We start from the raw sequence: 26,159 nt of genomic DNA, 5'->3' as shown, positions 1-26,159 counted from the left end.
AATCCCGCGAGCACCTCGTTTGGGGCTCATGACACGTTTCTTACCGGCACCCCAACTTCGCCGCCCCCGTTGCGTCCCGCCGCAGCCGATCGGTCGCCCGGTGACGTGCCGTCGTCGTCAGCCACGCACCCGGACGAGCCGGAACGCCATCACGCCCCCACGTCGCCAACGCGGCGGCGAAGGCGTCCTGCGCGCAGTCCTCCGCCAGGTCCCAGTTCCCGGTCAGCTGGATCAGTGTGGCGACCACTTGGCCCCACTCGTCCCGATACGCCGCATCGACCGCGGCACGAACCGCCTCCGGCGTGGTCATTCCCAGACCGGGCGGACCTCGACACAACCCCGGCTCGCGTAGGGGTGCCGGGCCGCGATCGTGATCGCCTCGTCCAGATCGGCACACTCGATGATGTCAATACCGCCGATGAAGTCCTTCGTCTCCGCGAACGGGCCATCGGACACCAGCGTCTCCCCATCACGGACACGGACCGTCGTCGCATCCGCCACCGGACGCAACCGCGCACCACCGATAATGGCTCCCCGCCGATCCACCTCCGCCCCATACGCCCGATACGCCGGGTCCACCGCAATCTCCTCCATGGACGGCGACACCTTCTCATCATCACAGATCAGCAACACGTACTTCATGAGGCCACTATGCCCGACCCGCCCGATCCGCTCGAACGCCACACCTCTGCCAACGATCTCCGATGCCGCCGCTGTCGGCCGAGACCCGGCGCACCTACCGCTCCCGGGTGCGCATGTTCCTGTCCTGGCTGTCCGATCACGCCGCCACCTACGCGGCCGATCCCCTCGCCGAGCGGCAGGCGCGGGACTGGGCGGTGCACGACTATCGCATGTGGCTGCTGCGCGACGGCCCGGCCCGGCGCAGCCGCGTCCACGTCAACTCCGCCCTCACCGCACTGGACGACTGAGCCGCGCCGGCTTCCACGGGCTGCCGGGACGGGCGCCCCGCACCTCCCACAAGCCGTGCTCGGGGTGAAGACCGAATCGAGTGGATGGCGGGACGTGATCAGGGCGAAGCCCTCGCCGTCCCGCGTGACGAGCGCGTCGAAGCGATCCTCCTCCGGTTGGCTGTGCCGCCGCCAGCCGCTGACGTCGTCAACGCTCCCGGCCAGCCCCACGACGGGTGCCCGTCGATCGGCAATAAACCGAATGCGCGGAACCGACCGGGTGGTGTTGCATACAGACGTGACCGACGGACCCCTCGCACTCCTCCAGGAAGCGGTCGACCGCACACGGGCGCTGACGCAACGCCGGCCGCCCACCGGACGAACCTGCGACCGCGTCGCCGACGACCTCGGCGGCATCGACACCGACGACGCCCGCCGCTTCGAACCCTTCCCGCTGCTGCGCGCCCTCCCGAGCAGGCCGACGCGCTCGCGTCCACCCTCGCCGCGGCCGGCCGCCGTCCCGAGGGCCCGCGCCGCACGTCAACTCCGGCAGGGAGAGGCAGCGAAGGCATGAAGGACATCGAGATCCCGCGGGCGGTGGCCGCGGCCGTCGACACGGCCGCCGAGTACGGTCTGGGCGCCGACGACGCCGCTGTGCTGCACAACTCGAACCGGATCGCCGTCAGGCTGCGGCCCAGCGGCGTGCTCGCCCGGGTCGCGCCCCTCGCGCACCGCCTCGACTTCGAGGTCGAGATCGCCCGGCGTCTCGCCGGGACCGGCAGCCCGGTGGCGGGGCTCGATCCGAGAGCCGAGCCCCGCGTCCATGTCCGCGACGGCTTCGCCGTCACCCTCTGGACCTACTACGAGCCCACCGCCGCACCCGAGAACCACCCGCCCGCCGCCTACGCCGACGCCCTGGCCCGGCTGCACGCCGGCCTGCGCCGCCTCGACCTCGCCACACCGCACTTCACCGACCGCGTCGCCGACGCCCTCCGGGTGGTCGAGGACCCCGCCGTCAGCCCGGACCTCGGCGCCGCGGAACGCGCCCTGCTGACCGACACCCTCCACGGAATCAGCCGCGCGATCCTGGACCGCGGCGCGCGGCAACAGCTCCTGCACGGCGAACCGCACCCCGGCAACCTGCTCGCCACCGCGGACGGACCGCTCTTCATCGACCTGGAGACCGTCTGCCGCGGACCCGTCGAGTTCGACCTCGCGCATGCTCCGGAGGACGTCGCCGCGCACTACCCGGGCGCCGACTCCGAGCTGCTCGCCGACTGCCGGATCCTCAGCCTCGCCCTCGTGGTGTCCTGGCGTTGGGACCGCGACGACCAACTCCCCGACGGGCGCGGAAGGGGCCGGGAGTGGCTCGCCCAGCTGCAGGCCGCCCTCGACCGCCGGGAGCACGCCGCCGGTGGCGGCCGCTGAGCGGCGCCCCCACCGCGCCCCCTGAGGTCGTCCACGAACGCGGCTGGACGACCAGCGGCGGCCTTGTGCCGGGCCGGTCCGGTCACGTGTCCACGGTCGTGCCGGGCGAGCCGTGAGTGCACGGACGACCCCGGTCCCGCAGCACTGCCAAGGCCTTTTCGATCCGCCGTACGCGCGTCTCGGGTTTCTTCGCGCTTTCGACGGCGAGCACGTGCTCGCGCCTGCGGCTGCGGGCCAGGCGGTCGCAGGCAGCGCGGTTCGAATCGGACAGAGCCTCGCCCGTCGGCATCCACCGCGTGTTGCCGGGCGAGGCATCCCGCAGACCTCGCGCGGGCTCCCGGCTGGCGAGACCTCCTGCGGACTGCTACCCGAGCAGCACATGCAACGGAGTGACAACAGCGGGCCTGTGCTCATGGTGACGCCCTTGATCCGTCGTGGCGCGGGCGGTCGGCACGTACGGAGTGCTGCGCGGGCCACGGGTGAAGCGGGCGACCGGGCGGCCGGCACGCCCACGGCGGCCAGCTGCGGCCTCCCACGTCATGCCCGGCGCGACTGCCTGGACGTGCCCACCCCGAAGCCCTGCCAGTCCCTGCCGGGTTGAGGCCTGAGGCCTGCTCCCTTCGGTGTAATGCGTACAGCGAACGGTGCAAGGTCAAGTGACGATCAACGGACGACGCGATCCCGGTACGGCCCGGCCTAGCGTTTCTCGGCGAGATAGCCGGATGAGAACGGGAGGAATCGCCATGAGCAAGAAAGCGATGACTGCGATCGCCGGGCTGAGCTTGACGGCCGGTCTGCTGGGATGGGCCGGCGCCCCGGCTGGTGCCCAGGCCGGCACGGCGAGCACGGCCACCGCTGCGATGGCCGCGCCGAAGCCGCCGAAGGGCGCCAGGGCGGTGGTTCGGGTCAGCCCCAATCCCACCACCAGGCGCGGCGAGGAGGTGACGATCACCGGTCACTGCGGCGGCGGCAAGGGGCTCAAGGCCGTGCTTGCCGGGCTCGACAGGAAGCACCCGGTGCTACAGAACATCCGCATCGTGGAGGACAGCCCGAAGGGATTCGTGGCCAAGGCGACTCTCGCGCCCAAGATCGGTAACGGCGTCGGTCCTGTTCTCGTCGACTGTGGCGGCGAGGCGGGCGTGACCCTCCTGGTCACCCACGTCTGATCCGGACCTGCCCACCCGGGCTGGTAGACAGATCCGGAGCCTCCGCAGTCCTTGATCGCCTACGGAAAGAACATGCCGACGGCGTCGCCCATGTGAGCACCTGGGCGACGCCGTCCGGTACGCCCCGGCCCGGCGTCACACCGGTCACCCCTCGAGAAAGGGCCTCCGCATGGCCGAGCCGTCACCACGACGCGGACCCGCGCCTGTCCGGCACTTCGCCCGGATCACCGATGTCACGCTCGCTGCTCTCACTCTGGTCTTCTTCGTCGCCGTAGCCCTCGCCACCGGGGTGCACACCCCCTGGCAGGGCCCTATCCCCCTGGGGCTGCTTCTCGGAGCACTCCTGCTGGTCAGACGCCGCTGGCCGATGACCGTGCTGCTGCTGTCGATCGGTGGGATCTTCGTCTATCACCTCACCGGACATTGGTCTCCCGCCGGTTGGATCTGGCCGGCCGCGGTCGCCTACTTCACCGCCGCCACCACACCACGCGTACGCTGGGTGACCGCGATCGGCCTGGCCCAGCTGGTTTACTCCGCGGTCGACGCCCACTGGATCCTGGACACGAACGCGACCCGCTACCTGATCCACGTCGCGGGGGAAGGGCTGCTCCTGGCGATCCTCATCGCCGCGGGCCTCACCTACGCCGCCGCGATGCGCTGGCACGAGCGGCTGCGCGAAACCGACAACCGTGCGCACGCTGCCGAGGAACGGCTGCGCGTCTCGCACGAGGTTCACGACGTCATCGCCCACACGCTGGCCGTCGTCGGCGTGCAGCTCAATGTCGCCGCCGACGCTCTGGAGGAGGACCCGGCAGCGGCCGCCGCGGCGCTACGCCTGGCGAAGGACGTCAGGAACCGGGCGATGACCGACCTCCGTTCCCTCATCACAATATTGCGTGAAGATCCCGGCGACACCGCACCCCAGGCGGATCTGGCCTCCTTGGACACCCTCATCGCCGACGCCCGTACCGCGGGGCTTGAGGTGACCCTCGACGAGCACGGCGACCGCGCGGCCGTCCCCGCCATCACCGCCATCGCCATGTACCGCGTCGTACAGGAGTCCCTCGCCAACACGCTCAAGCACGCGGGGGCGAGCAAGGCCGAGGTGACGATCGGCTACCAGCCTCGCTCGATCACCGTCGAGATCACCGACAACGGCCGCAGCGTCCCGGGCGGCGCCGATGTCACCGAAGGCCATGGCCTGGCCGGCATGCGCGAGCGGGTGAGCGCACTCGGGGGCGCGCTCACCGCAGGACCCGTCCCCGGCGGCGGCTTCGCCGTGCGGGCCGACATCCCTGTGGCAGGCTCGACGGCATGACGATCAAGGTGCTTCTCGCCGACGACCAGGCACTCGTACGGGCCGGCTTCCGCAGCCTGCTGGCCCGCTCCCGGGACATCACGGTCGTCGGCGAAGCCCAGGACGGCGACGAAGCCGTACGGCTGGCCGCGAGCACCCACGCCGACGTGATCCTCATGGACATCCGCATGCCGGGCACCGACGGGATCACCGCCACACGCCGCATCGTCGCCGATCCGACCACTCCGGACTGTCGCGTCATCATCCTCACCACGTTCGACACCGACGAACACGTCTTCGCCGCCCTGCGCGCCGGAGCCAGCGGCTTCCTCACCAAAGAGGTCGAACCCGCCGAGCTCCGCCGGGCGGTCGCCGCCGTCGCCGGCGGGGACGCGCTCCTGTCGCCGGGCGTGACCCGGCGCGTCATCGAGCAGTTCGCCCACCGGCAGGACCTCACGCCCAGCGCCGGGCAGCGGCTGGCCGCCCTCACCTCCCGGGAACTGGAGACGGTCAAGCTCGTGGCGATCGGACTCTCCAACAACGAGATCGCCGAGCGCCTCATCATCAGTCCGCTCACTGCCAAGACCCACATCACCAGGGCCATCGCCAAGCTGGACGTGCGCGACAGGGTCCAGTTGGTCATCCTGGCCTACGAGAGCGGCCTGATACGGCCCGGCGCGTGACATCGCGCCCTGCGGCCCCGCCACCCCGGTGGGCGGTGGGGCTGTGACCTGCTGGAACCGATCTATCCGAGCACCGGGTAGTTCGCTCGGAACACGTTGTGCGGGTCACGGGCCCGCTTGATCTGGCGCAGTCGCGCGAGCGCGCTGGGGGAGAAGGACTCCGCCGCCGTTTCGCCGGGGGACAGTACGGTGTACGGCTTGCGGCCGCTGGTGTAGGCCTCCAGGTCGGCCACGATGTCGGCCTGCTTGGCGCGCGTCGCATCGGCCGCCTGCGGCAGGCCGAGACCCAGCAGGCCGAGCAGGTACGGCTCGGCCACCGTGCCGCTCGCGCCGGCCCCGCCGCCCGGCTCCGCGAGTGCCCCGCCCAGGTGCCTGATCTGCACGTTGATGAGCGGTTCGACCGGCTTGGCCAGCAGGAGCTCCACCGCGTCCGCGTCCAGGCCGGTGAGCAGTTCCGCACGAGCGATGGATGGGGCCGGATCGGTGGGCTCGGCGGTGATGTCACCCAGGTCGGCGATCGGGACGACGCCGCGGCTGTCGGAGATCGCGCCCTCGATCTTGTCGATGCGCGCCAGCAGATCCTCCCCCTGAGCCGCCTCACCCAGGTAGGCCAGATCCAGCGTGACCATCGGCGCCGCGCCGGGGGGCTGGAACCGGTTGATCCAGACACTGAGTTCGCGCGGCGCCTCGGCGGTGATCTCCAGGAACGCGTCGTACACCTCGCTGGTCCGGTGCTCCGGCCAGATCACGCGCCCGCCGTAGAGGACCGGCACGGGATACAGCTCGAGTTCGAGGGCGGTCACCACCGCGAAGTCCCCGCCACCGCCGCGCAGCGCCCAGAACAGCTCGGGGTCGGACTCGGCGGTCACCCGGCCGGGCTCGCCGTCGGCGTCCACGATGTCGACGGCCCGCACGCTGTCGGAGGCGAAGCCGTACTTGCGGCTGAACCAGCCGACCCCGCCGCCCAGGGTGTAGCCGGTCACGCTGACTCCGGGCGCGCTGCCGGACAGGCCGGTCAGGCCCAGCGGGCCGCTCGCGGCCAGCACCTGCCCCCACTTCACGCCCGCGCCCACCCGGGCCACGCGCTCCTCCGCGCGTACCTCCACCTCCTTCAGCAGGCCGGTACGCAGCAGGATCAGGCCGTCCACGTCACCGGAGGCGCCATGCCCGCTGGGCTGCGCGGTCACCGTCATGCCCGCCCGCCGCGCGTAACGCACGAGCGCCGCCACGTCCTCGGCATCCGCGGCCTCCGCCACGGCCGCCACCGGCTGCCTGACAGTCAGGTTCCACGCGGTGGCAGCCTGTTCGAAGCCGTCGTCATCGGGCAGGAGCACGCGCCCCTTGAGGACACCGCGCAGATCGTTGACCGTCATCGTCGTCTCCCTTATTCGAGTTCTCAAAGAAGTGGGGGAACACCGTACTGCGCCCTGACCGACGCCGACACGCGCCAGGGTGGCGTCAGGCGGGCTGCGGGGCGGGCGCCGCCGGAGCGGCCGCGACCTTGCGGGTCTCGCGCATCATCAGCAGGCCGTTGACGACCATCAGCGTCGCGGTCAGGCCGTGGACGCCGAGCGCGGTGGCCACCGAGCCGTGGTGGGCCAGCACGGTGGTCATGTCGCCGTACGCGGCGAAGGCCTCCACCAGCAGCGCCCAGCCCAGCGCCCGGCGGTGGCCCGTCACCAGCAGGATGCCCAGCACGAGGGCCAGGACGACGTCGCGGATTCCCTTGATGATCAGGAAGCCGTCGCCGTCGCCGGACGGCCAGCTCGGCAGGCCGAAGCCCGGCGCCATCGTCTCGGGGCGCAGGACGAACTCCACCCCGAACCAGAGGATGAAGAGGATGAAGGCGGCAGCAAGGACGGTGTTGATCTTCTTCAGCGACATCGTTCTTCTCCTTGCGAGTCTTGTCGTTCGGGCCTGGTCAGGCGGCGCGGACCCGGCTGATGCGGCGGGCGTGGCGTCAAGGCTGCTCCCTGGCGCTTGGAAGGCACTTGGAACCGATGTGGAACACCCGCGCGCGTACGATGTTCCACGTCATGGTCTTCATCCGGGTTCTGGGCTCTTTCGGCGCGGAGGTCAACGGCGAGTCCGTCCCCCTGGGTGGGCCTCGGCAGCGCGGCGTCCTGGCCCTCCTGGTCGCGGCGCGCGGACAAGTCGTGCCGGTCGACCGGATGATCGAGGACCTGTGGCGCGGCGAGCCGCCGTCCCGTGCGCTGGCCTCCCTGCAGGCGTACGTCTCCAACCTGCGCCGGCTGCTGGAGCCCGGCCGCCCGCCCCGAACCCCGGCCCGCCTCCTGGTGAGCGCCGCCCCCGGATACACGCTGCGGCTGCCGCCCGAGTCGGTGGACGCGTGGCGTTTCGAGGACCTGCTCGGCGAGGCCCGCACGTTCGCCGAGCCTCGGGCCACCCGCGCCCGGCTGGCAGAGGCGCTGGGCCTGTGGCAGGGACCCGCGTTCGCCGAGGTCGCCGACGAGCCGTGGGCCGCCGCCGAGACCGCCCGCCTGAACGAGCTGCGCCTGGTCGCCCGCGAGCTCCACGTCGCGGCGGGCCTGCGGGCGGGCGACCTCGCCTCGGTGGTCCCCGAGGCCGAACGCCTCACCCGCGACGCGCCTCTGCGCGAAGAGGGCTGGCGCCTGCACGCCCTGGCGTTGTGGAGCAGCGCCCGCCAGGCCGACGCCCTGGCGACGCTCCGCCGCGCCCGCACCACCTTCGCCGACGAACTCGGTCTCGACCCCGGCCCCGACCTGGTCGCCCTGGAAAAGGCGATCCTCGACCAGCGCATCGACATCCTCCGCGCGGCCGTCCCCCCACCCGCGGCCACCGCGTCCACACCCACACAAGCCACGCCCTCGCACGCTGCGACCCTGCATCGTGCTGCCTCGTTCGTGGGGCGGGAGGTCGAGCTTGCCGCGCTGGTTTCGGCCGCCGGGGAGGCTGCCGCCGACGGGGCGCGCGTCGCTCTTGTCACGGGGGAAGCGGGGCTGGGCAAGTCGACGCTCTTGGAGCACCTCGGCGCGCGGTTGGAGCGCGACGGCTGGCTCGTGGCCGCCGGGCGTTGTCCGGAGGTCGACGGCGCGCCACCCGCGTGGGCGTGGGTCGAGGCGTTGCGGGCCGTCGCCGCGGCCGTCCCTCTGGGGCAGTTCGCGGAAGACCTGGCGCCGCTGCTCTCCGACTCCATGCCGGTGGACAGCGACGCCGCCGCCGGGCGGTTCCGGCTGCGCCGGGCCGTCTGGGGCCGGCTCGCGGCGGCCGCCACGGAACAGCCGGTCGCCGTCGTGCTGGACGACCTGCACTGGGCGGACACGACCACGCTGGGGCTGCTCGGCGGCGGCGTCGGCGTGCGGGCCCCGATCCTGGTCGTCGCGGCGTACCGCCCGGACGAGAGCGAGCACCTCACCGAGACGCTGGGTGCGCTCGCCCGCACCGCGCCGCTCCGGATCGCGCTGCCCGGGCTCGACTGCGCGGCGGTGGCCGAGCTCGTACGGGCCGAAAGCGAGGCCGACGACGCGACGGTGGCGGGGATCGCCGAGCGCACCGGTGGCAATCCGTTCTACGTGCGGGAGAGCGCGCGGCTGCTGAACGGCGAGGGCGCGCTGGTCGCGCTCTCCGAGGTCCCCGAGGGCGTACGGGACGTGCTGCGGCGCCGGCTGGCAAGGCTCCCCGAGAACGGCGTGTCCGTCCTGCGGCTGGCGGCGGTGGCCGGCCGGGAAAGTTCGGTGGACGTGCTCGTGCGGGCCGCCGACTCCGACGGGGACGGCGTGCTGGACGCGCTGGACGCGGGCGTCATCGCCGGGTTGCTCGACGAGCCCGGCCCCGGGCGCGTCCGGTTCGTTCACGCGCTGGTCAGGGACACGCTGGTCGCCGACGTCAGCAGGTTGCGGGCCGCGAGGATGCACGCCCGGATCGCCGCCGCCCTTGAGGGCACCGGCGACGTCGCGGCGCTCGCCCATCACCATGCGCGAGCGGGATCGCCGAAGGCCGTCGGCTACTGCGTGCGGGCCGCCGAGCTGGCCGAGGCGCGTTACGCCCACGACGTGGCGGCAGCCCTCCTCACCGACGCGGTCGCCAACTCCAGCGAACCGGACGAGCGCGTCGACCTGCTCGGCAGGCTGCTCCGGGCGCAGATCAGGGCCGGGGCCGTCGCCGCGGCCAAGGACACGCGCGAGAAGGCCGTGGAGTACGCCGAGTCGATCGGCCGCGACGACCTGATGATCGCCGCGTTCACCGCCTGGACCGAACCCACCCCCTGGCAGGCCCGCACGTACGGCACGGTCGACCGTCCCGTCGTCGGCCGCCTCAGCCGCCTGCTCAAGCGGACCGGTCTCGCCCCCGACGTGCGGTCCCGCCTCCTCATCGCGTACGCCAACGAGCTGGTGGGCGAGGACGGTCCGACGGTCATGGCTGCGGCGCGGGAAGCCCTCGGCCTTGCCACCGATCCGCGCCTCCGGGCCGCGGCGCTCCTGGTCCTCGCCGGCGACCCCGGGCGGGAGGAGTACGCCCGCGAGCTCGTGGAGATCGGCGTCGAGCACGACCTGCCCGTCTACCGCGTGACCGGGCTGCTCAGCCAGGCGGCGAACGCCGCCACGGCCAACGACCCGGCGACCATGCGCCGCGTGACCGGGGAGGCGCTCGACCTCGCCCGCGCCTACCGGATGCCGGAGGCGATCGGCGCCGTCGAGATCGCGCTGGCGACCCTGGTGCTCATCGAGGGCCGGTTCGCCGACGCCGAGCGCCTCTACGTCGAGGCCACCGAACGCATGGAACGCGCCGGATCGGTGCACGCCGGCTTCGTCGGCCTCGCGCTGGCGGCGATCCGGCTGAACGACGGCACGCTCGGCGACCACCTGGACGACGTGCGCGCTCTGCACGAGGCGCTCGGCCCGATGGTCGCCGACCTGCTCGCGCTCGCCCTCCACGCCGCCGGCCGTGGCGACGAGGCACGCCGGGCCCGCACATCACCGAGACCGATCCGGCCCGACTTCTTCTTCACCTTCCTGACCACCCTGCGCGCCATGGCCGTCATCGCACTGAACGACACCGGCGCCGCCGAGGAGTGCTACGCGGACCTGCTTCCCCATCGCGACGGGCCTCCGGCCGGTGCGGGGAGCCTGTCGCTGGCGCTGCGTCCGGTCGCCCACACGCTCGGCGAACTCGCCCTCTTCCTCGGCCGCGACGACGAGGCCGCCGCCCACTTCGCCCAGGCCGCCGCCATCGCCGACCGCTGGAACGCCCCCCACTGGTCCGCCTCGGCCCGCGCGCACCTCTGACCAGGCCAAGCCCGGACGGAACCTTCGGGCGGTTCGTCGCCGCCAGGTGCGGCCCGAGCTGCCACACCTGCCAGGCCGCGATGCCCTGGCGGCGCGGATGTCACGTGGAGATCCTCATGCCGGCGGCCGGCCGAGTTTGGCGGCCACGGCGTCGAGGACCCAGTCCAGGCCGGTCGCGAACGACGTCTCCGCGTCCACGTCCGTGCCGTCGTGCACGACCCTGGCCAGCGCCGGGAAACGTCCCGTGGCCAGCATCCTCATCACATGCGGGCCGGAGCTGCGCTGCCAGTCGCGCTCGGACAGGCCCGTGGCGCGCTCGGCCCGCAGGTGCGCGATCTCGCGCCTGATCGCGCCGGTGAAGTAGGCGCTGACGGTCTCCACGGCGCGCATGACGGTGTCGAGGTCGGCGAGGCCGTCGAAGGCGGCGAGCGTGGCCTCGGTCACGGAGAGGGCGTTGGGGCCCAGGGACGGACGGCCGCCGAGCAGGTCGGCCAGCCATTCGTGACGGAGGGCGGCCTGCCTGGTGCGGCCGGCGAGAACGCGCAGCGCCTCCCGCCAGTCGCCGGGTTGGTCCTCGGGGAGGATCTCGGCATGGACCTCGTCCACCATGAGGTCGAACAGCTCCTCCTTGGTGGAGATGTATCCGTACAGCCGCATCGGGCCGGCTTCCAGCCGGGCGGCGACCTTGCGCAACGACACCGCCTCCAGCCCGCCCTCGTCGGCCAGCGCGATGGCGGCGGCGACGATGCGCTCCCGGTCGAGCGGCGCGGGGCGAGTCGGTGGCTCCGGACGGTCCCACACAGTCATGAATACATCGTACTGTTGCGATACATTGTATCGGAGCAATACAGTGTATCGACATGAGACATCGTATCGCCGTGATTGGAGGCGGCCCCGCCGGGCTTACCTTCGCCCGTGTCCTGCACCGTCACGATCACCCCGTCACCGTCCTCGAACGCGATCCCGCCCCCGACGCCCGCCCTCCGGGCGGCACGCTGGACCTGCACGAAAACCTGGGCCAGCTCGCGCTGGACAAGGCCGGGCTGCTGGGGGAGTTCCAGGCGCTGTCCCGTCCCGAAGGGCAGGCCATGCGCATCCTGGACACGGACGGGACCGTCCTTCGCGACTGGCAACCGCGCCCGGATGACCTGGCCAATCCCGAGATCGACCGCGGACAGCTGCGGGACCTGCTGCTCGCCCCCCTGGACGTTCAGTGGGGGCGGGGCGTGACGGAAGTGCAGCCGGGGACCCGGGACGGCGTGCTGGTCCGCTTCGCGGACGGGCGGCAGGAGACGTACGACCTCGTGGTCGGCGCGGACGGCGCCTGGTCCCGGGTTCGCCGGGCGGTCTCGTCCGCGACGCCGCACTACACCGGCATCACCCTCGTCGAGACCTCCCTGGACGACGTCGACACCCGGCACCCCGACCTCGCCCGGCTGATCGGCGACGGTTCCGTGGCCGTGTACGGCGCGAACCGCGCCCTCGTCGCCCAGCGCAACAGCGGCGGCCACGTCAAGGTGTACGCCCGGTTCCGCGCGCCCCTCGACTGGCACACGGATCCGGACCGGCACCTGGGCTTGAACCGGCGCGCGGGCCTGGACCTGGCCGACGTCGAGGCCATGCGATCAAGCCTGCTGGCTCTGTACGACGGCTGGGCCGCTCCCGTCCTCGACCTCCTGCGCCACGGCACCGCTTTCGTCCACCGCCCCCTCCACGTCCTGCCCGTGTTCCACACCTGGGCCCACGTTCCCGGGGTGACGCTGCTGGGCGACGCCGCCCACCTGATGCCTCCCTTGGGGGTGGGCGCGAACCTCGCGATGCTGGAAGGTGCCGAACTCGCCGAAGCCGTCGCCACCGCCACCGGCGATCTGGACGAGACCGTACGCGCCTTCGAGGAACAGATGTGGGCACGGGCCGGCAGATGGGCTGAGATCACGGCGGCCGGTCTGGAACGCCTCGTGAGCCCGGACCCCACCGAAGCCCTCGCCGTCTTCGACGAGGTCCAGCCATCCTGACCCCCGCACGCGAGATCCCAGCAGCACCATGTGACCGTGCATCTGGTCCGTTCGGGGGAGGTCACGGGTGCGGCGACGAGCTGCGGCGGGAGCGTTCCGCGTTGGTCATGGTGATCGCTCCGAAGACGTTCTTATAGAGCAGGCATGTGGGGGCTTTCAGGCGTTCTTGACGGCGGACAGGTCAAACTCGAGCGTGATCTCCTCGGAGATCATCACGCCGCCGGTTTCCAGGACGGCGTTGAAGCTGACGCCGTAGTCCTTGCGATTGATCATGGTGCTGCCCTCGAAGCCGGCCCGGGTGAAGCCCTGGGCGTCGACGGCGGTGCCGGCGAACTCGAGCGGGATGGTGATCTCGCGGGTGACGCCGCGGATGGTCAGCCGGCCGGTCACCTCGAAGCGGGCGTCGTCGATGTGCTTGACGCCGGTGCTGGTGAAGGTGATGTGCGGGTGGGTCTCGGCGTCGAGGAAGTCCCCGGTGCGCAGGTGGCCGTCACGCTGCGGGTTGCCGGTGTTCACGCCGGCGGCGTCCAGCTTCACGCGGACGGTGGAGGCGGACGGGTCGGCGGCGTCCAGGTGGGCGGTGGCCTCGACGACGGGGAAACTGCCTCGCACCTTGGTGACCATCGCGTGGCGGGCCACGAAGCCGAAACGGCTGTGCGCCGGGTCGATGGTGTAGGTGCCGCTGAGCTCGCTGGGGTACACGACGTGCTCCATCCAAAGTAGTTCAGTACTGGATAATTCAGTTCGACACTACATCACAGCGTATTTCAGCGCGCAACTATTGCGTACGATGAGGTCATGACGAGATGGCTCACCGACGACGAACAGCGCACCTGGCGGGCCTTCGGCCGGGCCAGCCGTCTGCTGACCGACCGGCTGGAACGCGACCTTCAGGCTGGGGCCGGCATGCCGCCCACCTACTACGAGCTCCTGGTCCTGCTGTCGGAGGCCCCGGACCGGACCATGCGCATGAGCGAGCTGGCCCACTGGACCCACTCCAAGCCCAGCCGCATCTCGCACGCGATCAACAAGCTGGAACAGGCCGGGTGGGTACGCCGGGAGCACTGCGCGGACGACCGGCGTGGCTGGCTCGCCATTCTCACCGACGAGGGAAAGGCCGCGCTCGAGGCCGCCGCCCCCCTCCACGTGGAGAGCGTGCGCACCCACCTCATCGACCTCCTGTCGCCCGAACAGATCCGGCAGCTGGGCGATATCAGCGAGACCCTCCTGAAGCACCTGACCGACACCAAGTAGGGCACAGGTCGGACAGGACGTCGGTGACGGCGGCGAGCCTGCCGTCGGCGACCAGCAGGTTCCCTTCAGCGATGTCGCCGTGGAACCACACCGGGTCCCCCTCCCAGCTCGAATCGATGGCCGCCCGCCACACCTCGGCGGCCAGTCTGGTGTTGAGGTGATCCTCCAGCGCGGCCAGGCACCGGCGGGTCTCCTCGTCGTAATGGGTCAGTGAGGAGCCCTGGTAGAAACTGTGCGCGCCCGCCGGCGGTCCGCCTGTGGCGTCGCATCGCCAGGACGAACTCGGCCACCTGCACGGCGAATGACGGCATATCGTCGATTCGCGACGGATGGGCGGTCTCGCCCTCCAGCCAACACGTAGCCCTCGGCCGTCGGCGGACGGACCGTGCTCTCGCCCAGCCGGTAGGTCCGGTTGTCGTGGCCGTCCACCGGCACCGGGACGATCGCAAGGTCCTCCCGCTGGGGGAACTGGGCCGCGATCAACTGGCGTACCAGGTCCGCGGTGATACCCGCGCGCCCGTCGGGAGGAGCGGAGATGACAGGTGCGTTCGCTTGCTGCATGAGGAATGCCGTTTCTGCGTGAGAGATACCGAGGAACGAGTCCGGATGCCGGGCCGGCGGCTGGAGGTTGAGGCGGCTACCGCCGGCGGAGGGCGGATGGCGGCGTCCGCGCAGGGGTTCGCAACCTGGAACAGATGTGATGCGCTTCGGCGCGCGTGCGAGGCGACGTCCTCGGTCTCGAAACGCGCCCGTCAGAAGGCGGGGAAGGCCCAGCCCGAGGGATGGAAGGGCTCGCGCTCTCCACGGAAGGCGAGCGAGGCGGCGGTCACCGCGCCGGAGCGTAGCTCCTCGACCCGCCCCGCCGCCGCCAGGGACGACAGGGTGGTGCCGCCCACCGCCAGCGCCCGGCCGACGTCGACCAGGCGGACCCAGAGGTTGTCGATCACGCTGGTGCGGGCCGCGCGCGGGTCGGTCAGCAGGTGCTTCAGCGGCTCGTCGACGGCACCGTCATAGCCCTGCACACCGAGCCCGGTGACCTCGCCCCCGGGCTCGGTGTGCAGGGCGAAGCGCAGCTCCGTGCCGCCGTCGCGGGCGCGCTCGCCGTCGGCCAGGCGGCCTCCCAGAACCTCTCGGTACGATCGACCCAGCCGGCCGCGGCACGGCGTGCGGTGTCGTAGACCTTCCCCAGCAGCGGCCGGGCCTCCTGGCGGCCGAGCAGGCGGATCATTCCGTCTCCGAGGTCGGTGCCGGGCCGCAGGGCCATGGCCTTCTTGTCGCCCCGGATCTCCGCCACGTGGCTGGCGATGCCGTACCCGAAGCGGCCGTAGATCGACGCGCCGCCGACGATCTCCTCGTTGTCGTAGGCGGCGAGCGTGCGCCCGGGTTCGATGGAGGAGGCGGCGTTCCTGAGGCCGACCTCGTGCCAGTCCTGACCATAGGTCGTGGTGATCATGCGGGCCCACGCGTCGAGCTCGTGGGCGGCGATGGTCCGCAGCGGGTAGGTGGCTGTCATGCTTCGAGCGTGGCCGGGTAAACAGGCGCGGCGCATCGGGTGATCTGTGTAGTTACGTGCTGGCGCCGTAGTACTGGAACGGAGGGCGGACGCCCACCTGCCGCTCGACGTACGGCGGGGTCGCATCACCCGACGGCGGTCCCTTCGAGCTCGACCATCAGGGTGGGGATCGCCAGCCGTGTCACCCCCAGCATCGTGGTGGCCGGCGCCACCCCGGCGGCGCCCAACCGCGACGCCAGCACGCCGTAGTGCTGGAAGAGCAGATCGACGTCGGTGGTGTAGACGTTGAGCCGGACGAGGTCCGCGAGGGACATGCCGGCCTCGCCGAGGACGGCCTCCAGGTTGTCGAGGCTCAGCGCCAGTTGCGCCGCCATGTCACCGTCATGCTGGGGCTTGCCGTCGCCGCTCATCGCGGTCTGCCCGGCGCAGTAGAGCGTCCGGGTGTGCCCGGAGACGATCTCGCCCTGGTTGTACCCCATCTCCACCGACCACGCCCACGGGTTGACTGCCGTTCGCACCATTGCCGCATCAGCTCCATTCGTTTCATCGAAAGCAGGGACGTACACCGGCCCGGGTGGCCCGCGGAGACAAGCCTCCCGGCAAATCACGACATCCTTTGTCGTGTATTCCGATAACTTCTTCGTATGCGCGCCGACCGGTTGGTCTCGCTGGTGTTGCTGCTGCGGCGACACGGCCGGCTGTCCGCGGCCGCGCTGTCCCGCGAGCTGGAGGTGTCCACCCGCACCGTGCTGCGCGACGTCGAGGCGCTGTCCGCGGCCGGCGTCCCGGTCTACGCCGAACGCGGCCGGCACGGCGGGTTCGCGTTGTTGCCCGGGTTCCGTACCGAGCTCACCGGGCTGAACCACGACGAGGCCCTTGCCCTGCTGATCGCCGGATCGCGGCGCGGCGCGCAGGCGTTCGGTCTCGGCTCGGCGCTCGCTTCGGCGATGCTCAAGGTGGTCGACGCGCTGCCCGAGAGCTACAGGAACACCGCGGCCGGCGCGGCGGAGCGACTGCTCATCGATCCGGAGACCGACCTGCTCTCGCGCCGGATGGTCGCGGAGGAGGTGCCTGACGCGATAGTGGCCGAGGTCCGGCGCGCGGTGCTCGCCGGACACCGGCTGCGCATCCGCTACGCGGCGGTGGACCAGACCCCGAAGTGGCGCACGGTGGACCCGATCGGCCTGGTCACCGTGCGCGACCGGGGCTACCTGCTGGCCACGAGGTCCGGCGCGGACCGCACATACCGGCTGTCGCGGGTCCTGGCCGCCGAGGAACTCTCCGAACCGGCACAGCGACCGGACCGGGTCGATCTGGACCGGGCCTGGCAGGACCGCAGCGCGCGGTTCCGGACCGGCGGCGACCAGGTCACCGTGCTGGTCCGCGTGGACCCGGGGCGGCGGGAGGAGCTGGTGGGCACCGCGGTGGCCGTCCACACCGAGGAAGCCGACGTGGACGGCCGGCTGCGGCTGGAGGTGTCCTTCCAGGACGCGCGGCACGCCGAATGGGCGCTGTGGCAGCTCAGCACGGGCGCGGAAGCCCTGGCCCCGCAGTGGTTGCGCACCTCCCTGCGCAACCGCGCCGCCGCGATCGCCACCCGCTACGCGGGCTGATTGAGCGAGTCAGCGGGCTGCCGTGACCGCTCGGGGCCAGAGCGCGCCTTGCCCACCCCCTCGGTGTCGGTGAACCCGGGGGAGACGAGGGTGACCCGCAGGTCAGGCCCCGACTCCTGCCGCAGCGCCTCGGTACTGATGGACCGCCGTGTTCGTGAGGAGCTTCAGGTCCGCACGGCGCGTCACGTCGATGACGGCTCCGGCGGCATGCGCCACGCCCGTTGCGAGCCGACGCGCGACGCAACCGGGAGAAGATCATTACGGCTGCGGTGAGCGTCTCGCCGAGGAGGGACTGGACGCGCACCTGGAGCGCATCGCCAAGAGGCGGGCGTGGGCACGGCGACGCTGTGTCGCGACTTCCCCGACACCCTGCGCGCCATCGTCGCCACGGGAGGGTCACCGATCCAGCGGGCCGTGCGCCTGTGCCGAGAGGTCCTGCCAGTCGGCCCAGGTCTTGAGCCGGTCGGCGTAGGCCTGCTGGACCATCGGGTAGAAGCCCTGCCCGAAGAGCACCCGCAGCGGCGGGGCGTCGGAGTCGACGAGCGTGAGGAGCGCCTGTGCCGCGGCAGCCGGGTCGCCCGCGGGCTGCTTGCCGGTCAAGCCCGCGAGCCGCTGGCGGAGGCCGTCGTAGATCGGGTTGGCCTCGGCCATGTGACCGTTGTCCAGCGGGTCCGGGTTCTTGCCCGACCTGGTGGCGAAGCCGCCGGGCTCGATGACGGTCACCTTGATGCCGAACTCGGCGACCTCCTGGGCGAGGGATTCGTTCACCGCTTCCAGGGCCCACTTGGAGGCGCAGTAGGCGGCGCCGAGCGGCATCGCGAGGAGCCCGGCCGCGGAGGACAGCTGGATGATGTGGCCCGAGCCCTGCTCGCGCAGGTAAGGCAGGGCGGCCTGGATCACCCACACCGCGCCGAACAGGTTGGTCTCCAGCTGGTCGCGCAGGTCCTGCTCGGTCAGCTCCTCGATTGCGCCGACCTGGGCGTAGCCGGCGTTGTTCACGATGACGTCGAGCCGGCCGAAATGCTTGGCGGCCCGCTGCACACCGTCGAAGACGGCGGCCTTGTCGGTCACGTCCAGCTCCAGCGGGAGCACCGCCTCGCCGTGGGCGGCGACCAGGTCGTCCAGGCCGGCGGTGGTGCGGGCGGTGGCGGCCACCTTGTCGCCGCGCGACAGGGCGGCCTCGACGAAGTTACGGCCGAGGCCGCGCGACGAACCGGTGACGAACCAGACCTTGCTCATGGTGTCTTTCCGATCTTCATGGTGTGGCGGTCACGCCGCGCGGATCGATCGCGCGGCGTCCTGACGACCATGAGTCACCGGCGGCGCGATCCTTGTGACAGTGCGGTCGTGTGATGTGCGCCACCACACGCTTGCGGCGTGTCACTCCTGAGCGACCTGGTCGTTGAGCTTGCGGGTGACCAGTAGCCGGATCGTGCCCCGCTGCGGCTCGTCCGCCTGCCAGACGAACCAGTCCTCGCCGACCGGAGTGTTCTGCTTATTCGGGTACATGACGTAGGGGACGTTGCGCGCCATTTCGGGCGGCAACCGGTCGCTGTCGGGATGGGGCTCGGTGATGAGATAGGTGACCTTGAGGCCGCGCTCGGCGATCTCCGGCCGGACCTCGCCGACGGTCTTCCCGGCCACCTCGTACCCCTCCAGAGACGTGGTCTGCCACGGGAATGCAGCGGGCACGCTGTGCCACGTGTCGTCGGGGACCAGCACGCAGGGCGCCACGGGGTCGTGCATGAGGATGGTGCTGGTGCCGGACCATCCGTGGACGGGATCGACCTCCAGGGTCCAGACGAAGGTCTGGCCCGGCTTGAACAGCTTGGTGTCGATCTGCATCCGCCAGCCCTGGCCCTCCTTGTCGCCGGGGATCTTCGTCGGCGGGTGGTACAGGCCGCGCGGGATGTCCTTCACGGAGGTCCCCCGTTCGTCCCTGCACTTCTGGCCCGCGGGGACGAAGTCGACGAGGGCCGGGACGCCCAGGCTGGCGAGCTGCCTGCTCAATCCCTTCGCGTCGCGGAAGTCGCGTACCGTCACATAGACGATGCCGTCGGAGTCCTTGGTGACGGCATAGGCGGTGTCGCCGCCTCCCATGGAGGTGACGGTGGCCACGGCGGCCACGGTGGCGGCCACCGCTCCGGCCGCTACGGCGAGAGCGATCCGGCGGCGTGGCCGCCTGTTCCGCGCGGCCGCAGCCCGCGCGGTGATGTGGTCCTTGAGTTCGGCCAGCCGGCGCTGTTCGAACCCGGCAAGAGTCTCATTCATGACGATCCTTCCAAGATGGATTCAGGGAGGCCGGTCGGGTCGGCCATGAGCCGGCGGCGCGCGCGGTGCAGCCGGACCCTGGCGGTGCTGACGCGAATGCGCAACGCGGTCGCCGCATCGGCGACCGACAGGCCGTCCACGTCCACCAGTTCGGCCACGGCCCGCAGGCTCTTGGGCAGGCCGGCGATGGCGGTCAGCAGCGGGCGGACGGCTCGTTCCGCGTCGATGCGTTCTTCCAGACGGGTGAGGTCATCGGCGTCCAGCGTGCGCTGTCCCGCCGCCCTGGCGTTCTTGTGCAGTTCCTTGGCCGCCCTACGCTGCTCGGAGGCCACCACGTTGCGCGCGATGCCGAACAGCCAGGCCTCCTCGCTGCCCCGATCCGGCCGGTAGGTGGCCGCAGTGTCGATGGCGGCCAGGAACACCTCTGTGGTGAGATCGTCCACCGTGTGCGGATCAGTCATCCGCCGGGCCACGAAGCGGCTCACTCGTTCGGCGTGTCCTCGGTAGAAGACCTCGAACGCCGCGGGATCCCGCATCGTCCTGCGGAGATCCTGCGATGGATTGTCGGCCATCCCGTGTGCCTTCCTGTAGCTCCCGCTTTCCCCTTCTTGGTCAGAAAGGCGGTGACCTATTACATCCGGGTGCTCAACGTCTCCCGGTGGTGGAGGGGCCCGGCCGACCCTGTCGCGACGGGTCTCGCCTCCTCCGGCCGTGGCGATGAGTTCTGCCGCCGCGGCCGGTCAGCATGGGCGAACGGTTCGCAAGGGAAGAAGGAGCGTCATCATGACGGTGATCGTGGCGGGAAAGGTGTTCGTCGATCCGGAGGTCAGGGATCGTTGCGTCGAGGCGCATCGCGGGATCGTCGAGGCGGCGCGCGCCTGTCCCGGGTGCATCGATGTGGCCATCTCAGCCGACGTCGCCGACCCCGGCCGGGTGAACATCTTTGAGCATTTCGAGTCCCAGGAGGCGCTGGACGCCTGGCGGGCGATCGCCCCCAGGCCCGCCGCGTCCTTCGAACTCAAGGACGTCCAGGTGGTCAAGCACGTGATCGCCGCCTCCGGTCCGCCTTTCGGCTAGCGCCTTCGCGGGTCACGGCTCCGGCGAGGTTCGCCGCCGTCCGGCTGTGCGACGGGGCGGCTACCGCGTCGGGAGGCCGACCGCGTTGGCCGCGTCGGCCTCGAAGTAGTCCGTCGTGGCGAAGGCGCCGGTGTGATCCTCGAGGAAGTTCCTGACGCCGTCGATCGAGTCATGCATGATGACGTTCACCGCCTTGGTCCCGTCGGTGCTCGCCACCGCCAGGGTCCACCTGGCGCCCTGGGGAAGCCGGCCGTACGCCTTCTTCACGGAATCCCAGAAACCGTTGCCGTCAGAGACCGTGGAAACAGCCATGACGGGCACCGTACCGCTCCTCTCGGGCACTCTCGGATTCACCCGGCAATTGATGTGCAGATATCGTGCGGCGCCCTTATCGAAGTCGTAGATCGCGACGGTCTGAGGGTCCTCCAACGGATCGTCAGAAGGCATCAAGAAATGGGTCTCGCTGATCGGGAGCAGCTCGTAGTCGAGCTGCTCCGGCCTGTCGAGGACTCGCGCCTCCATGGGGTTCAGGGAGAATCTGAGGTGCAGTCTCCCGTTCTCGGCCGCCACCTCGTAGCGGGTGCCGGGGCGCTCGTAGGAGCCTTCGTACCTCGACAGATCGAGAGCCAGCGTGGGGTCGGGCTCCGGCAGGCCGGGGATCGTGACCGCGCCCAGGCCGGCCAGGATCTCGTTGAACACCTTCCGGTAGAAGCTGTCGCGCGGGCCGGCGTTCGCCAGCATCGAGACGGCGATGCCCGACTCCGGCAGGATCCGCAGCCGTGCGCTCTGGCCGACCGCGCTGCCGTCGTGGGCGTAGACGGTCTGCCCGTGCCAGTCGCACACGATGAGGCCGAGTGCCCATTCCGGCCCGAACGTGTACGGGTCAGGTACGGGGACCCGCGACTGCGTCATCTCGCGGATGATGCCGGGGGAGACGATCGTGGCCCCGTTCGGCGCCCTTCCTTCGTGGAGGAAGACGTACGCCATCATGAGCAGTTCCGAGGCTGTCGTGTTGACGTTGCCTCCGGGGCCGAAGGAGCGCGGCAGGTGACCAAGCGGTGAAAGGACGGCGCCCTCTTCGAGGGATCGGATCAGGTGCCCGGTCGCGGCCCGGTCCTGATCCACGTGCTCGCGGCGGCTGCTCGTCGAGGTCAGTCCCAAGGGGTCGAACAGGCGATCCTTCATGATGTCGTCCCATCGCTCGCCGTCGATCACCTCCATGATGCGGGCGAGGATCGCGTAGCCCAGGGCCGGGCTGTAGCCGTGCGTGTGGCCCAAGGGGTGGACCTGGCGTGCGCCGGCGATGTTCCGCACCATGCGCTCGTACACGTCGTCGTCCTCGCCCGGATCTCCGTAGTCCTCCTCGATGCCGTGGGTGTGGTTGAGGAGATGGCGGGGTGTGACCTTGACGCTGACGCCGGGGTCGGCCACCCGGAAATCGGGGAGGTAGGTCCGCACCGGCTCGTCCAGATCGACTTTCCCCTCGTCGACGAGCTGCATGAAGGCGAGGGCGGTCCAGGTCTTGGACACGGAGCCGCACTGGTAGACGGTGCCGGACGTCGCGAGGTCCCGCGTGAGGGCGTTCGTGACGCCGACGGCGAAGTCGGTGGTCCGCCCGCCGTGGAGGACGCCGATCGCGGCGCTAGGGATCCGGTATTCGGCCAGCAACTCGGCGACGCGAGCTCGAATGCGGGTCACGTCCAAAATGTTCGCCATAAGGGATTCCTCGTCACCTCTGAGTCTTCGAAGCAGGCAAAAGCTACGTTGCCTTTCCGGACCCGTCAACGAATTCTTGGGCTTTCACGTGAATCGTTGCAACAGAAGTGTCGGTAAATGCAATTCTTGCCGAGCCGTCGTTGCAATGTACTGTGGCGAACGCACGCGCGGACCCGAAGAGAAAGGGAGCCGATGCCCGGAGGCAGGCTGACCCACGAGGATCGCAGGCAGATCGCGATCTGGCTGGCCGAAGGGCTGGGATACGCCGAGATCGCCAGGCGGCTGGGCAGGCCGACGTCCACGATCAGCCGCGAAGTGGCACGCAACAGCGCGCCCGGCGGCTACCTGGCCGACCGCGCCCAGCAGGCCGCCGGGCAGCGCGCCCGCCGCCGCAGAGCGGTTCAGGCCGCGGAACGGCCGGCCGAGCCCGTGCACGGTTTCGTGGAGCGGTTGGCGATCCTGCTGGCCGGCACCGGCCTTCCCCGGATGCCCGCTCGCGTGTTCGTCTGCCTGCTCGCCTCCGGGTCCGGCAGCCTGACGTCCGCCGAGCTCGTACGCCGGCTGCAGGTCAGCCCGGCGTCGGTGTCGAAGGCCATCGGCTATCTCGAGGCGATGGAGCTGGTCAGGCGCGCGCAGGATTCCGGCCGCCGGGAGCGGTACGTCATCGACGACGACGTCTGGCTCCACGCGTTCAAAGCCGACACCGGGGCGCACGCCGAGGTCGCGGCGGCCGCACGGCACGGGATCGAGATCTTCGGCACCGGCTCGCCCGTCGCCGCCCGGCTGGGCGAGATGGCGCGGTTCTTCACCTGGATCAGCGAGCGGATGAACGACAGCGGTCCCACCGGCGCCGTCGTTCGCGACGCGCTGACGGTGCTGGCCGCACTGGTGCACGCCGCCCGGCCGCTCACCGTGGACGACCTCGCCACGGCGCTGGAGTGGCCCGTCCAGCGGGCGGCCGACGCCGTGGACACGATCGGACGCCGTCCTGCCCTCTCCGACCCGCTCGCGGTGGAGCGGTGCGGGCGCGGCGCGTACGCCGTCATCCCAAGGCCCGACCGTCTGAGCTCCGCGCAACGCGACGGCCTCTCTGTCGTCACAGGGAAATTTCGGTCGGAGTAGCCTGACCCGCATCGATGCGGAGCCCTCAAGACCATTCCTCTCATCTCAGCTATGTCAGACACCTGACGCATCAGAGCAGTGAAAGGTGACCGCGAACGCACCCGGTCACCTTTCCTGCGGACCATCCGTCATGCCGGCGACCAACAACACTCACTCACGAAGGGTTGCCGGCGATGAGCAGGATGGATGTCCACGGAACGGTGGCGGACGGCTTCGAGCAGGTGCGCGAGGCGTTCGCCGCGGTGGTGGCGGAGCAGGACGGCCAGGTGGGCGCGCAGTTGACCGCCTACGCGCACGGCCGGCGGGTGGTGGACCTGTGGGCGGGTTCGGAGGTGAGCGGTGACACGCTGACCGGGGTGTACTCCTCCACCAAGGGTGCCGCGACGCTGGTGGCGGCGCTGCTGGTGCAGGAGGGGGTCCTCGATCTCGACGAGCCGGTGGCCCGGCACTGGCCGGAGTTCGCCGCGGCCGGCAAGGGCGGAATCACCCTGCGGGACGTGCTGACGCACCGCTCGGGCGTCATCGGTGTCGACGGCGGGCTGCCGGCGGCCGAGCTGGCCGACGACGCGGTGATCGCGCGCCGCCTGGCCGGGCAGCGGCCGTACTGGCGGCCGGGTTCGGCCTACGGCTACGGCGGGTTCGTCTCGTTCGCCATGGTGAACGAGGTGATCCGGCGGGTGACCGGGCAGTCGCTGCAGCAGGTCTACGACGAGCGCATCCGGGTGCCGTACGGGCTCGACCTGTACCTGGGGCTGCCCGAGGCCGAAGAGGGCCGGTTCCGGCCGATCCGGTGGTGGACGGCCACGCCGGATCAGGAGGCCGCGTTCTGGTCGAACCTGCCAGGCCCGCACAGCATCCTCGGCATCGGGTACGGGCTCAACAGCACGCCGCCCCTGGACCAGGTGGCGTTCGCCAACGCTCGCGCCGTGCGCGCGGGCGGCCAGGCGTCGGCCGGCGGGGTGGGCAGCGCGCGCGGCCTGGCCGGCCTGTACGCGGCGGCCGTCTGGGGGATCGACGGGCAGCCTCCGCTCCTCAAGGCGGACACCGTCGGCGAGTTCTCCATGCTGCACTCCACCGGCGCCGACCTGGTCCGCGGCGACCAGGGCAACTACGCGGTCGGCTTCCAGGCCAAGGGGCTGCGGTACGGCTTCCTCAGCGCGAACGCGTTCGGCCACGACGGCTCGGCCGGCTCGGAGGCCTTCGCCGACCCGGCCACCGGCATCGCCTTCGGCTACACCCGCCGCCGTTTCGGCTTCGGCTGGTCCTACCCCGAGCACGACCAGCTCGCCGCCGCCGTCCACGGCGCCGCCACCGCTCTTGAGGAGCAGGCATGACCTCTCACTCCGAAACCCGCAACACCCGCTTGGCGCTGCTGGTGATCGCGGCCGCGCAACTGCTGGTGGTGATGGACGGCACCATCGTGACCGTGGGCCTGCCCGTCATCGGAACCGGGCTCGGCATCGCCGAGGCCGACCTGGACTGGGTGCTCACCGCCTACGCCCTGGCCTTCGGCGGCCTGTTGCTGGCCGGCGGCCGCGCCGGCGACCTGTTCGGCCGCCGAAGACTGTTCCGCGCCGGACTGGTCGTCTTCCTGGCCGCGTCCCTTCTGGGCGGCCTGGCCGGCAACGGGAGCATGCTGGTCGCCGCCCGGGTCCTGCAGGGCGTCGGCGCCGCGATCGTCGCCCCGGCCGCGCTGTCCCTGCTGGCCGACACCTTTCCCGCCGGGCCGGCGCGCAACAAGGCGCTCGGCGTGTACGGCGCCATGGGCGGCCTCGGTTCGATTGCCGGCCTGCTGCTGGGCGGCGCACTCACCGAGTATGCGGGCTGGCGATGGATCATGTTTGTCAACATCCCCATCGCGCTGCTGGTCCTGGCTGGGACATTCGCTCTGGTGCCCGGCACTCGCAAGAGCGGCGGCCTCGACCTGCCCGGCGCGGCCACGGTGACGCTCGCCCTCGGTGCGCTGGTATACGCGATCAACCGGGCCGGCTCGCATGGTGTCGGCGACGGGCTCACCGTGACCTTCGGCGCGATCGCCGTCGCGCTGCTCGTGGCGTTCACGTTCATCCAACGCAGCGCGCGCAGCCCGATACTGCCGTCGGGCGTGCTGGCCGACCGCGGCAGGCTCGGCGCCAACCTGGTCATGCTGCTCATGGGCGCCGGGCAGTTGGCCACCTTCTACTTCCTCACCCTGTACATGCAGACGATCAAGCAGTACTCGCCCGTGATCACCGGACTGGCCTATCTGCCGTTCGCCATCGGCATCGGCCTCGGCTCCGGCGTCATCGGCCCCAGACTGCAGGCCCGCACCTCCACCCGGATCGTCCTGGCGACCGGGATGACGGTGGCCGCCGCGGCGATGGGCTGGTTCAGTCTGCTGACCCCGGACCAGAACCCCCTGCTCGTGCTGCTACCCGCCCAGCTCGCCGGCGGCATCGGCCTGGGCATCGGCTTCGTCGCGGCCACCATCGGCGGCGTACAGGGCGTCGCCTCGCGCGACTCCGGCATCGCCTCCGGCTTGGTCAACACCAGCCAGCAGATCGGCGGCGCCCTCGGTCTGGCCGTCCTGGCCGGCATCGCCGTCACCGCCACCACGAGCCAACCGGCAGGCACTCCTCTGCACGACGCGCTCACCAGCGGCTACACCGCCGGCATGCTCGGCGCGGGCGCCTTCTACCTGGCCGCCATCCTCACCGCCGGCCTCCTTCTGCGCCCCCGGCCCACGAACCGGGACACCGAGCCCACGCCGGAAACCCTCGGCGGCACGCCCGGATGAAATCGACCGCCTCACCGGTCACCTTCGCCCCATGCGATCCGTCATAGCAGTGA

Annotated in this window: 29 protein-coding genes; 14 read left to right on the top strand and 15 right to left on the bottom strand. The window is 71.1% G+C overall.

What is annotated here, in order from left to right; translation table 11 throughout:
* Positions 1-40: 40 nt before the first annotated feature.
* On the bottom strand, positions 41-310 hold the full coding sequence (locus ACZ6SA_RS44350; RefSeq protein WP_465835122.1) for a sigma factor: 270 nt from the start codon (positions 308-310) through the stop codon (positions 41-43).
* Complete coding sequence (locus ACZ6SA_RS44345) at positions 307-642, bottom strand: YciI family protein (RefSeq protein WP_465835120.1); 336 nt, start codon at positions 640-642, stop codon at positions 307-309. The genes ACZ6SA_RS44350 and ACZ6SA_RS44345 overlap by 4 nt, the downstream gene beginning before the upstream one ends.
* Before the next feature lie 62 nt (positions 643-704).
* On the opposite strand from ACZ6SA_RS44345, the gene ACZ6SA_RS44340 reads away from it, so the two are divergent.
* The 3 genes from ACZ6SA_RS44340 to ACZ6SA_RS44330 all read left to right on the top strand — a co-directional run bounded on the left by ACZ6SA_RS44340 (position 705) and on the right by ACZ6SA_RS44330 (position 2,336).
* Complete coding sequence (locus tag ACZ6SA_RS44340; RefSeq protein ID WP_465835118.1) at positions 705-929, top strand: hypothetical protein; 225 nt, start codon at positions 705-707, stop codon at positions 927-929.
* Positions 930-1,206: 277 nt separating this feature from the next.
* Complete coding sequence (locus ACZ6SA_RS44335) at positions 1,207-1,482, top strand: hypothetical protein (protein WP_465835116.1); 276 nt, start codon at positions 1,207-1,209, stop codon at positions 1,480-1,482.
* Entirely contained in the window at positions 1,479-2,336 is an 858-nt protein-coding gene (locus tag ACZ6SA_RS44330; RefSeq protein ID WP_465835114.1) for a phosphotransferase, read from the top strand. The genes ACZ6SA_RS44335 and ACZ6SA_RS44330 overlap by 4 nt, the downstream gene beginning before the upstream one ends.
* Before the next feature lie 82 nt (positions 2,337-2,418).
* On the opposite strand, the gene ACZ6SA_RS44325 is transcribed toward ACZ6SA_RS44330, so the two are convergent.
* A complete protein-coding gene (locus ACZ6SA_RS44325; protein ID WP_465835112.1) occupies positions 2,419-2,625 on the bottom strand; it encodes a YdeI/OmpD-associated family protein in 207 nt (68 codons plus the stop codon).
* Between the two features lie 454 nt (positions 2,626-3,079).
* On the opposite strand from ACZ6SA_RS44325, the gene ACZ6SA_RS44320 reads away from it, so the two are divergent.
* From ACZ6SA_RS44320 to ACZ6SA_RS44310, 3 genes are all read left to right on the top strand, one after another.
* The gene (locus tag ACZ6SA_RS44320) at positions 3,080-3,502 is read left to right on the top strand and encodes a hypothetical protein (RefSeq protein WP_465835110.1); all 423 of its coding nucleotides are present in this window, start codon (positions 3,080-3,082) and stop codon (positions 3,500-3,502) included.
* Positions 3,503-3,671: 169 nt separating this feature from the next.
* Positions 3,672-4,820 carry a sensor histidine kinase gene (locus tag ACZ6SA_RS44315; protein ID WP_465835108.1) on the top strand — a complete coding sequence of 383 codons (1,149 nt, stop codon included), beginning with the start codon at positions 3,672-3,674 and terminating at the stop codon, positions 4,818-4,820.
* Entirely contained in the window at positions 4,817-5,482 is a 666-nt protein-coding gene (locus ACZ6SA_RS44310; protein ID WP_347648236.1) for a response regulator transcription factor, read from the top strand. The genes ACZ6SA_RS44315 and ACZ6SA_RS44310 overlap by 4 nt, the downstream gene beginning before the upstream one ends.
* Before the next feature lie 62 nt (positions 5,483-5,544).
* Here the strand turns inward: ACZ6SA_RS44310 and ACZ6SA_RS44305 are convergent, their stop codons facing one another.
* Complete coding sequence (locus ACZ6SA_RS44305; protein ID WP_347648235.1) at positions 5,545-6,855, bottom strand: FAD-binding oxidoreductase; 1,311 nt, start codon at positions 6,853-6,855, stop codon at positions 5,545-5,547.
* A gap of 85 nt (positions 6,856-6,940) precedes the next feature.
* Positions 6,941-7,366: a DUF4267 domain-containing protein gene (locus ACZ6SA_RS44300; protein WP_465835106.1), complete on the bottom strand. Its 426-nt coding sequence runs from the start codon at positions 7,364-7,366 to the stop codon at positions 6,941-6,943.
* 152 nt (positions 7,367-7,518) lie between these two features.
* Here ACZ6SA_RS44300 and ACZ6SA_RS44295 point away from each other — a divergent pair, with 152 nt between their 5' ends.
* A complete protein-coding gene (locus tag ACZ6SA_RS44295) occupies positions 7,519-10,749 on the top strand; it encodes a BTAD domain-containing putative transcriptional regulator (protein ID WP_465835104.1) in 3,231 nt (1,076 codons plus the stop codon).
* A 114-nt stretch (positions 10,750-10,863) separates the two neighbouring features.
* Here ACZ6SA_RS44295 and ACZ6SA_RS44290 read toward each other — a convergent pair whose 3' ends face one another.
* Positions 10,864-11,556, bottom strand: coding sequence for a TetR/AcrR family transcriptional regulator (locus ACZ6SA_RS44290; RefSeq protein WP_347648232.1), 693 nt, complete (start codon positions 11,554-11,556; stop codon positions 10,864-10,866).
* A gap of 53 nt (positions 11,557-11,609) precedes the next feature.
* Here ACZ6SA_RS44290 and ACZ6SA_RS44285 point away from each other — a divergent pair, with 53 nt between their 5' ends.
* On the top strand, positions 11,610-12,764 hold the full coding sequence (locus tag ACZ6SA_RS44285; RefSeq protein ID WP_465835101.1) for an FAD-dependent oxidoreductase: 1,155 nt from the start codon (positions 11,610-11,612) through the stop codon (positions 12,762-12,764).
* 156 nt (positions 12,765-12,920) lie between these two features.
* Here the strand turns inward: ACZ6SA_RS44285 and ACZ6SA_RS44280 are convergent, their stop codons facing one another.
* Positions 12,921-13,478, bottom strand: coding sequence for a YceI family protein (locus ACZ6SA_RS44280; protein WP_465835100.1), 558 nt, complete (start codon positions 13,476-13,478; stop codon positions 12,921-12,923).
* Positions 13,479-13,562: 84 nt separating this feature from the next.
* Here ACZ6SA_RS44280 and ACZ6SA_RS44275 point away from each other — a divergent pair, with 84 nt between their 5' ends.
* A complete protein-coding gene (locus ACZ6SA_RS44275) occupies positions 13,563-14,018 on the top strand; it encodes a MarR family winged helix-turn-helix transcriptional regulator (RefSeq protein ID WP_347648229.1) in 456 nt (151 codons plus the stop codon).
* On the opposite strand, the gene ACZ6SA_RS44270 is transcribed toward ACZ6SA_RS44275, so the two are convergent.
* The 4 genes from ACZ6SA_RS44270 to ACZ6SA_RS44255 form a co-directional block, all read right to left on the bottom strand.
* Positions 13,978-14,163, bottom strand: a complete 186-nt coding sequence (locus ACZ6SA_RS44270) for a phosphotransferase (RefSeq protein ID WP_465835192.1) — start codon at positions 14,161-14,163, stop codon at positions 13,978-13,980. The genes ACZ6SA_RS44275 and ACZ6SA_RS44270 overlap by 41 nt on opposite strands.
* A gap of 607 nt (positions 14,164-14,770) precedes the next feature.
* The gene (locus ACZ6SA_RS44265) at positions 14,771-15,040 is read right to left on the bottom strand and encodes a hypothetical protein (protein WP_347648228.1); all 270 of its coding nucleotides are present in this window, start codon (positions 15,038-15,040) and stop codon (positions 14,771-14,773) included.
* Positions 15,004-15,531: a putative GNAT family N-acetyltransferase gene (locus ACZ6SA_RS44260; protein WP_347648227.1), complete on the bottom strand. Its 528-nt coding sequence runs from the start codon at positions 15,529-15,531 to the stop codon at positions 15,004-15,006. Before ACZ6SA_RS44260 ends, ACZ6SA_RS44265 begins: the two co-directional genes overlap by 37 nt.
* Before the next feature lie 125 nt (positions 15,532-15,656).
* Positions 15,657-16,052 (bottom strand): RidA family protein, encoded by a 396-nt coding sequence (locus ACZ6SA_RS44255; protein WP_347648226.1) that lies wholly within the window; start codon positions 16,050-16,052, stop codon positions 15,657-15,659.
* Between the two features lie 123 nt (positions 16,053-16,175).
* Between ACZ6SA_RS44255 and ACZ6SA_RS44250 the strand changes: the two genes are divergently transcribed.
* Positions 16,176-17,144, top strand: coding sequence for a helix-turn-helix transcriptional regulator (locus tag ACZ6SA_RS44250; RefSeq protein WP_347648225.1), 969 nt, complete (start codon positions 16,176-16,178; stop codon positions 17,142-17,144).
* 396 nt (positions 17,145-17,540) lie between these two features.
* On the opposite strand, the gene ACZ6SA_RS44245 is transcribed toward ACZ6SA_RS44250, so the two are convergent.
* From ACZ6SA_RS44245 to ACZ6SA_RS44235, 3 genes are all read right to left on the bottom strand, one after another.
* On the bottom strand, positions 17,541-18,383 hold the full coding sequence (locus ACZ6SA_RS44245) for an SDR family NAD(P)-dependent oxidoreductase (protein WP_347648224.1): 843 nt from the start codon (positions 18,381-18,383) through the stop codon (positions 17,541-17,543).
* A gap of 141 nt (positions 18,384-18,524) precedes the next feature.
* On the bottom strand, positions 18,525-19,415 hold the full coding sequence (locus ACZ6SA_RS44240) for a hypothetical protein (protein ID WP_347648223.1): 891 nt from the start codon (positions 19,413-19,415) through the stop codon (positions 18,525-18,527).
* Entirely contained in the window at positions 19,412-19,987 is a 576-nt protein-coding gene (locus ACZ6SA_RS44235; RefSeq protein ID WP_347648222.1) for an RNA polymerase sigma factor, read from the bottom strand. The genes ACZ6SA_RS44240 and ACZ6SA_RS44235 overlap by 4 nt, the downstream gene beginning before the upstream one ends.
* A 211-nt stretch (positions 19,988-20,198) precedes the next feature.
* Between ACZ6SA_RS44235 and ACZ6SA_RS44230 the strand changes: the two genes are divergently transcribed.
* The gene (locus ACZ6SA_RS44230) at positions 20,199-20,492 is read left to right on the top strand and encodes a putative quinol monooxygenase (protein ID WP_347648221.1); all 294 of its coding nucleotides are present in this window, start codon (positions 20,199-20,201) and stop codon (positions 20,490-20,492) included.
* A 60-nt stretch (positions 20,493-20,552) separates the two neighbouring features.
* Here ACZ6SA_RS44230 and ACZ6SA_RS44225 read toward each other — a convergent pair whose 3' ends face one another.
* The gene (locus ACZ6SA_RS44225) at positions 20,553-22,190 is read right to left on the bottom strand and encodes a serine hydrolase (protein ID WP_347648220.1); all 1,638 of its coding nucleotides are present in this window, start codon (positions 22,188-22,190) and stop codon (positions 20,553-20,555) included.
* Between the two features lie 210 nt (positions 22,191-22,400).
* On the opposite strand from ACZ6SA_RS44225, the gene ACZ6SA_RS44220 reads away from it, so the two are divergent.
* The 3 genes from ACZ6SA_RS44220 (at position 22,401) to ACZ6SA_RS44210 (ending at position 26,106) form a co-directional block, all read left to right on the top strand.
* Positions 22,401-23,330: a helix-turn-helix domain-containing protein gene (locus ACZ6SA_RS44220; RefSeq protein ID WP_347648219.1), complete on the top strand. Its 930-nt coding sequence runs from the start codon at positions 22,401-22,403 to the stop codon at positions 23,328-23,330.
* Positions 23,331-23,503: 173 nt separating this feature from the next.
* A complete protein-coding gene (locus tag ACZ6SA_RS44215; RefSeq protein ID WP_347648218.1) occupies positions 23,504-24,664 on the top strand; it encodes a serine hydrolase domain-containing protein in 1,161 nt (386 codons plus the stop codon).
* Complete coding sequence (locus ACZ6SA_RS44210; protein ID WP_347648217.1) at positions 24,661-26,106, top strand: MFS transporter; 1,446 nt, start codon at positions 24,661-24,663, stop codon at positions 26,104-26,106. Before ACZ6SA_RS44215 ends, ACZ6SA_RS44210 begins: the two co-directional genes overlap by 4 nt.
* The last annotated feature ends 53 nt before the right edge of the window (positions 26,107-26,159 follow it).

It is taken from the genome of Nonomuraea sp. NPDC049378 (genome assembly GCF_055586745.1).
Note: the sequence above shows the minus strand (reverse complement) of the source record. Positions and strands in the feature narration are given on the sequence as shown.

Bases quoted from the DNA above. Each gene is read 5' to 3' on its own strand.
- ACZ6SA_RS44350 (WP_465835122.1), bottom strand. From the start codon at position 310: ATGACCACGCCGGAGGCGGTTCGTGCCGCGGTCGATGCGGCGTATCGG.
- ACZ6SA_RS44345 (WP_465835120.1), bottom strand. From the start codon at position 642: ATGAAGTACGTGTTGCTGATCTGTGATGATGAGAAGGTGTCGCCGTCC.
- ACZ6SA_RS44340 (WP_465835118.1), top strand. From the start codon at position 705: ATGCCGCCGCTGTCGGCCGAGACCCGGCGCACCTACCGCTCCCGGGTG.
- ACZ6SA_RS44330 (WP_465835114.1), top strand. From the start codon at position 1,479: ATGAAGGACATCGAGATCCCGCGGGCGGTGGCCGCGGCCGTCGACACG.
- ACZ6SA_RS44325 (WP_465835112.1), bottom strand. From the start codon at position 2,625: ATGCCGACGGGCGAGGCTCTGTCCGATTCGAACCGCGCTGCCTGCGAC.
- ACZ6SA_RS44320 (WP_465835110.1), top strand. From the start codon at position 3,080: ATGAGCAAGAAAGCGATGACTGCGATCGCCGGGCTGAGCTTGACGGCC.
- ACZ6SA_RS44315 (WP_465835108.1), top strand. From the start codon at position 3,672: ATGGCCGAGCCGTCACCACGACGCGGACCCGCGCCTGTCCGGCACTTC.
- ACZ6SA_RS44310 (WP_347648236.1), top strand. From the start codon at position 4,817: ATGACGATCAAGGTGCTTCTCGCCGACGACCAGGCACTCGTACGGGCC.
- ACZ6SA_RS44305 (WP_347648235.1), bottom strand. From the start codon at position 6,855: ATGACGGTCAACGATCTGCGCGGTGTCCTCAAGGGGCGCGTGCTCCTG.
- ACZ6SA_RS44300 (WP_465835106.1), bottom strand. From the start codon at position 7,366: ATGTCGCTGAAGAAGATCAACACCGTCCTTGCTGCCGCCTTCATCCTC.
- ACZ6SA_RS44295 (WP_465835104.1), top strand. From the start codon at position 7,519: ATGGTCTTCATCCGGGTTCTGGGCTCTTTCGGCGCGGAGGTCAACGGC.
- ACZ6SA_RS44290 (WP_347648232.1), bottom strand. From the start codon at position 11,556: ATGACTGTGTGGGACCGTCCGGAGCCACCGACTCGCCCCGCGCCGCTC.
- ACZ6SA_RS44285 (WP_465835101.1), top strand. From the start codon at position 11,610: ATGAGACATCGTATCGCCGTGATTGGAGGCGGCCCCGCCGGGCTTACC.
- ACZ6SA_RS44280 (WP_465835100.1), bottom strand. From the start codon at position 13,478: ATGGAGCACGTCGTGTACCCCAGCGAGCTCAGCGGCACCTACACCATC.
- ACZ6SA_RS44275 (WP_347648229.1), top strand. From the start codon at position 13,563: ATGACGAGATGGCTCACCGACGACGAACAGCGCACCTGGCGGGCCTTC.
- ACZ6SA_RS44260 (WP_347648227.1), bottom strand. From the start codon at position 15,531: ATGACAGCCACCTACCCGCTGCGGACCATCGCCGCCCACGAGCTCGAC.
- ACZ6SA_RS44255 (WP_347648226.1), bottom strand. From the start codon at position 16,052: ATGGTGCGAACGGCAGTCAACCCGTGGGCGTGGTCGGTGGAGATGGGG.
- ACZ6SA_RS44250 (WP_347648225.1), top strand. From the start codon at position 16,176: ATGCGCGCCGACCGGTTGGTCTCGCTGGTGTTGCTGCTGCGGCGACAC.
- ACZ6SA_RS44245 (WP_347648224.1), bottom strand. From the start codon at position 18,383: ATGAGCAAGGTCTGGTTCGTCACCGGTTCGTCGCGCGGCCTCGGCCGT.
- ACZ6SA_RS44240 (WP_347648223.1), bottom strand. From the start codon at position 19,415: ATGAATGAGACTCTTGCCGGGTTCGAACAGCGCCGGCTGGCCGAACTC.
- ACZ6SA_RS44235 (WP_347648222.1), bottom strand. From the start codon at position 19,987: ATGGCCGACAATCCATCGCAGGATCTCCGCAGGACGATGCGGGATCCC.
- ACZ6SA_RS44230 (WP_347648221.1), top strand. From the start codon at position 20,199: ATGACGGTGATCGTGGCGGGAAAGGTGTTCGTCGATCCGGAGGTCAGG.
- ACZ6SA_RS44220 (WP_347648219.1), top strand. From the start codon at position 22,401: ATGCCCGGAGGCAGGCTGACCCACGAGGATCGCAGGCAGATCGCGATC.
- ACZ6SA_RS44215 (WP_347648218.1), top strand. From the start codon at position 23,504: ATGAGCAGGATGGATGTCCACGGAACGGTGGCGGACGGCTTCGAGCAG.
- ACZ6SA_RS44210 (WP_347648217.1), top strand. From the start codon at position 24,661: ATGACCTCTCACTCCGAAACCCGCAACACCCGCTTGGCGCTGCTGGTG.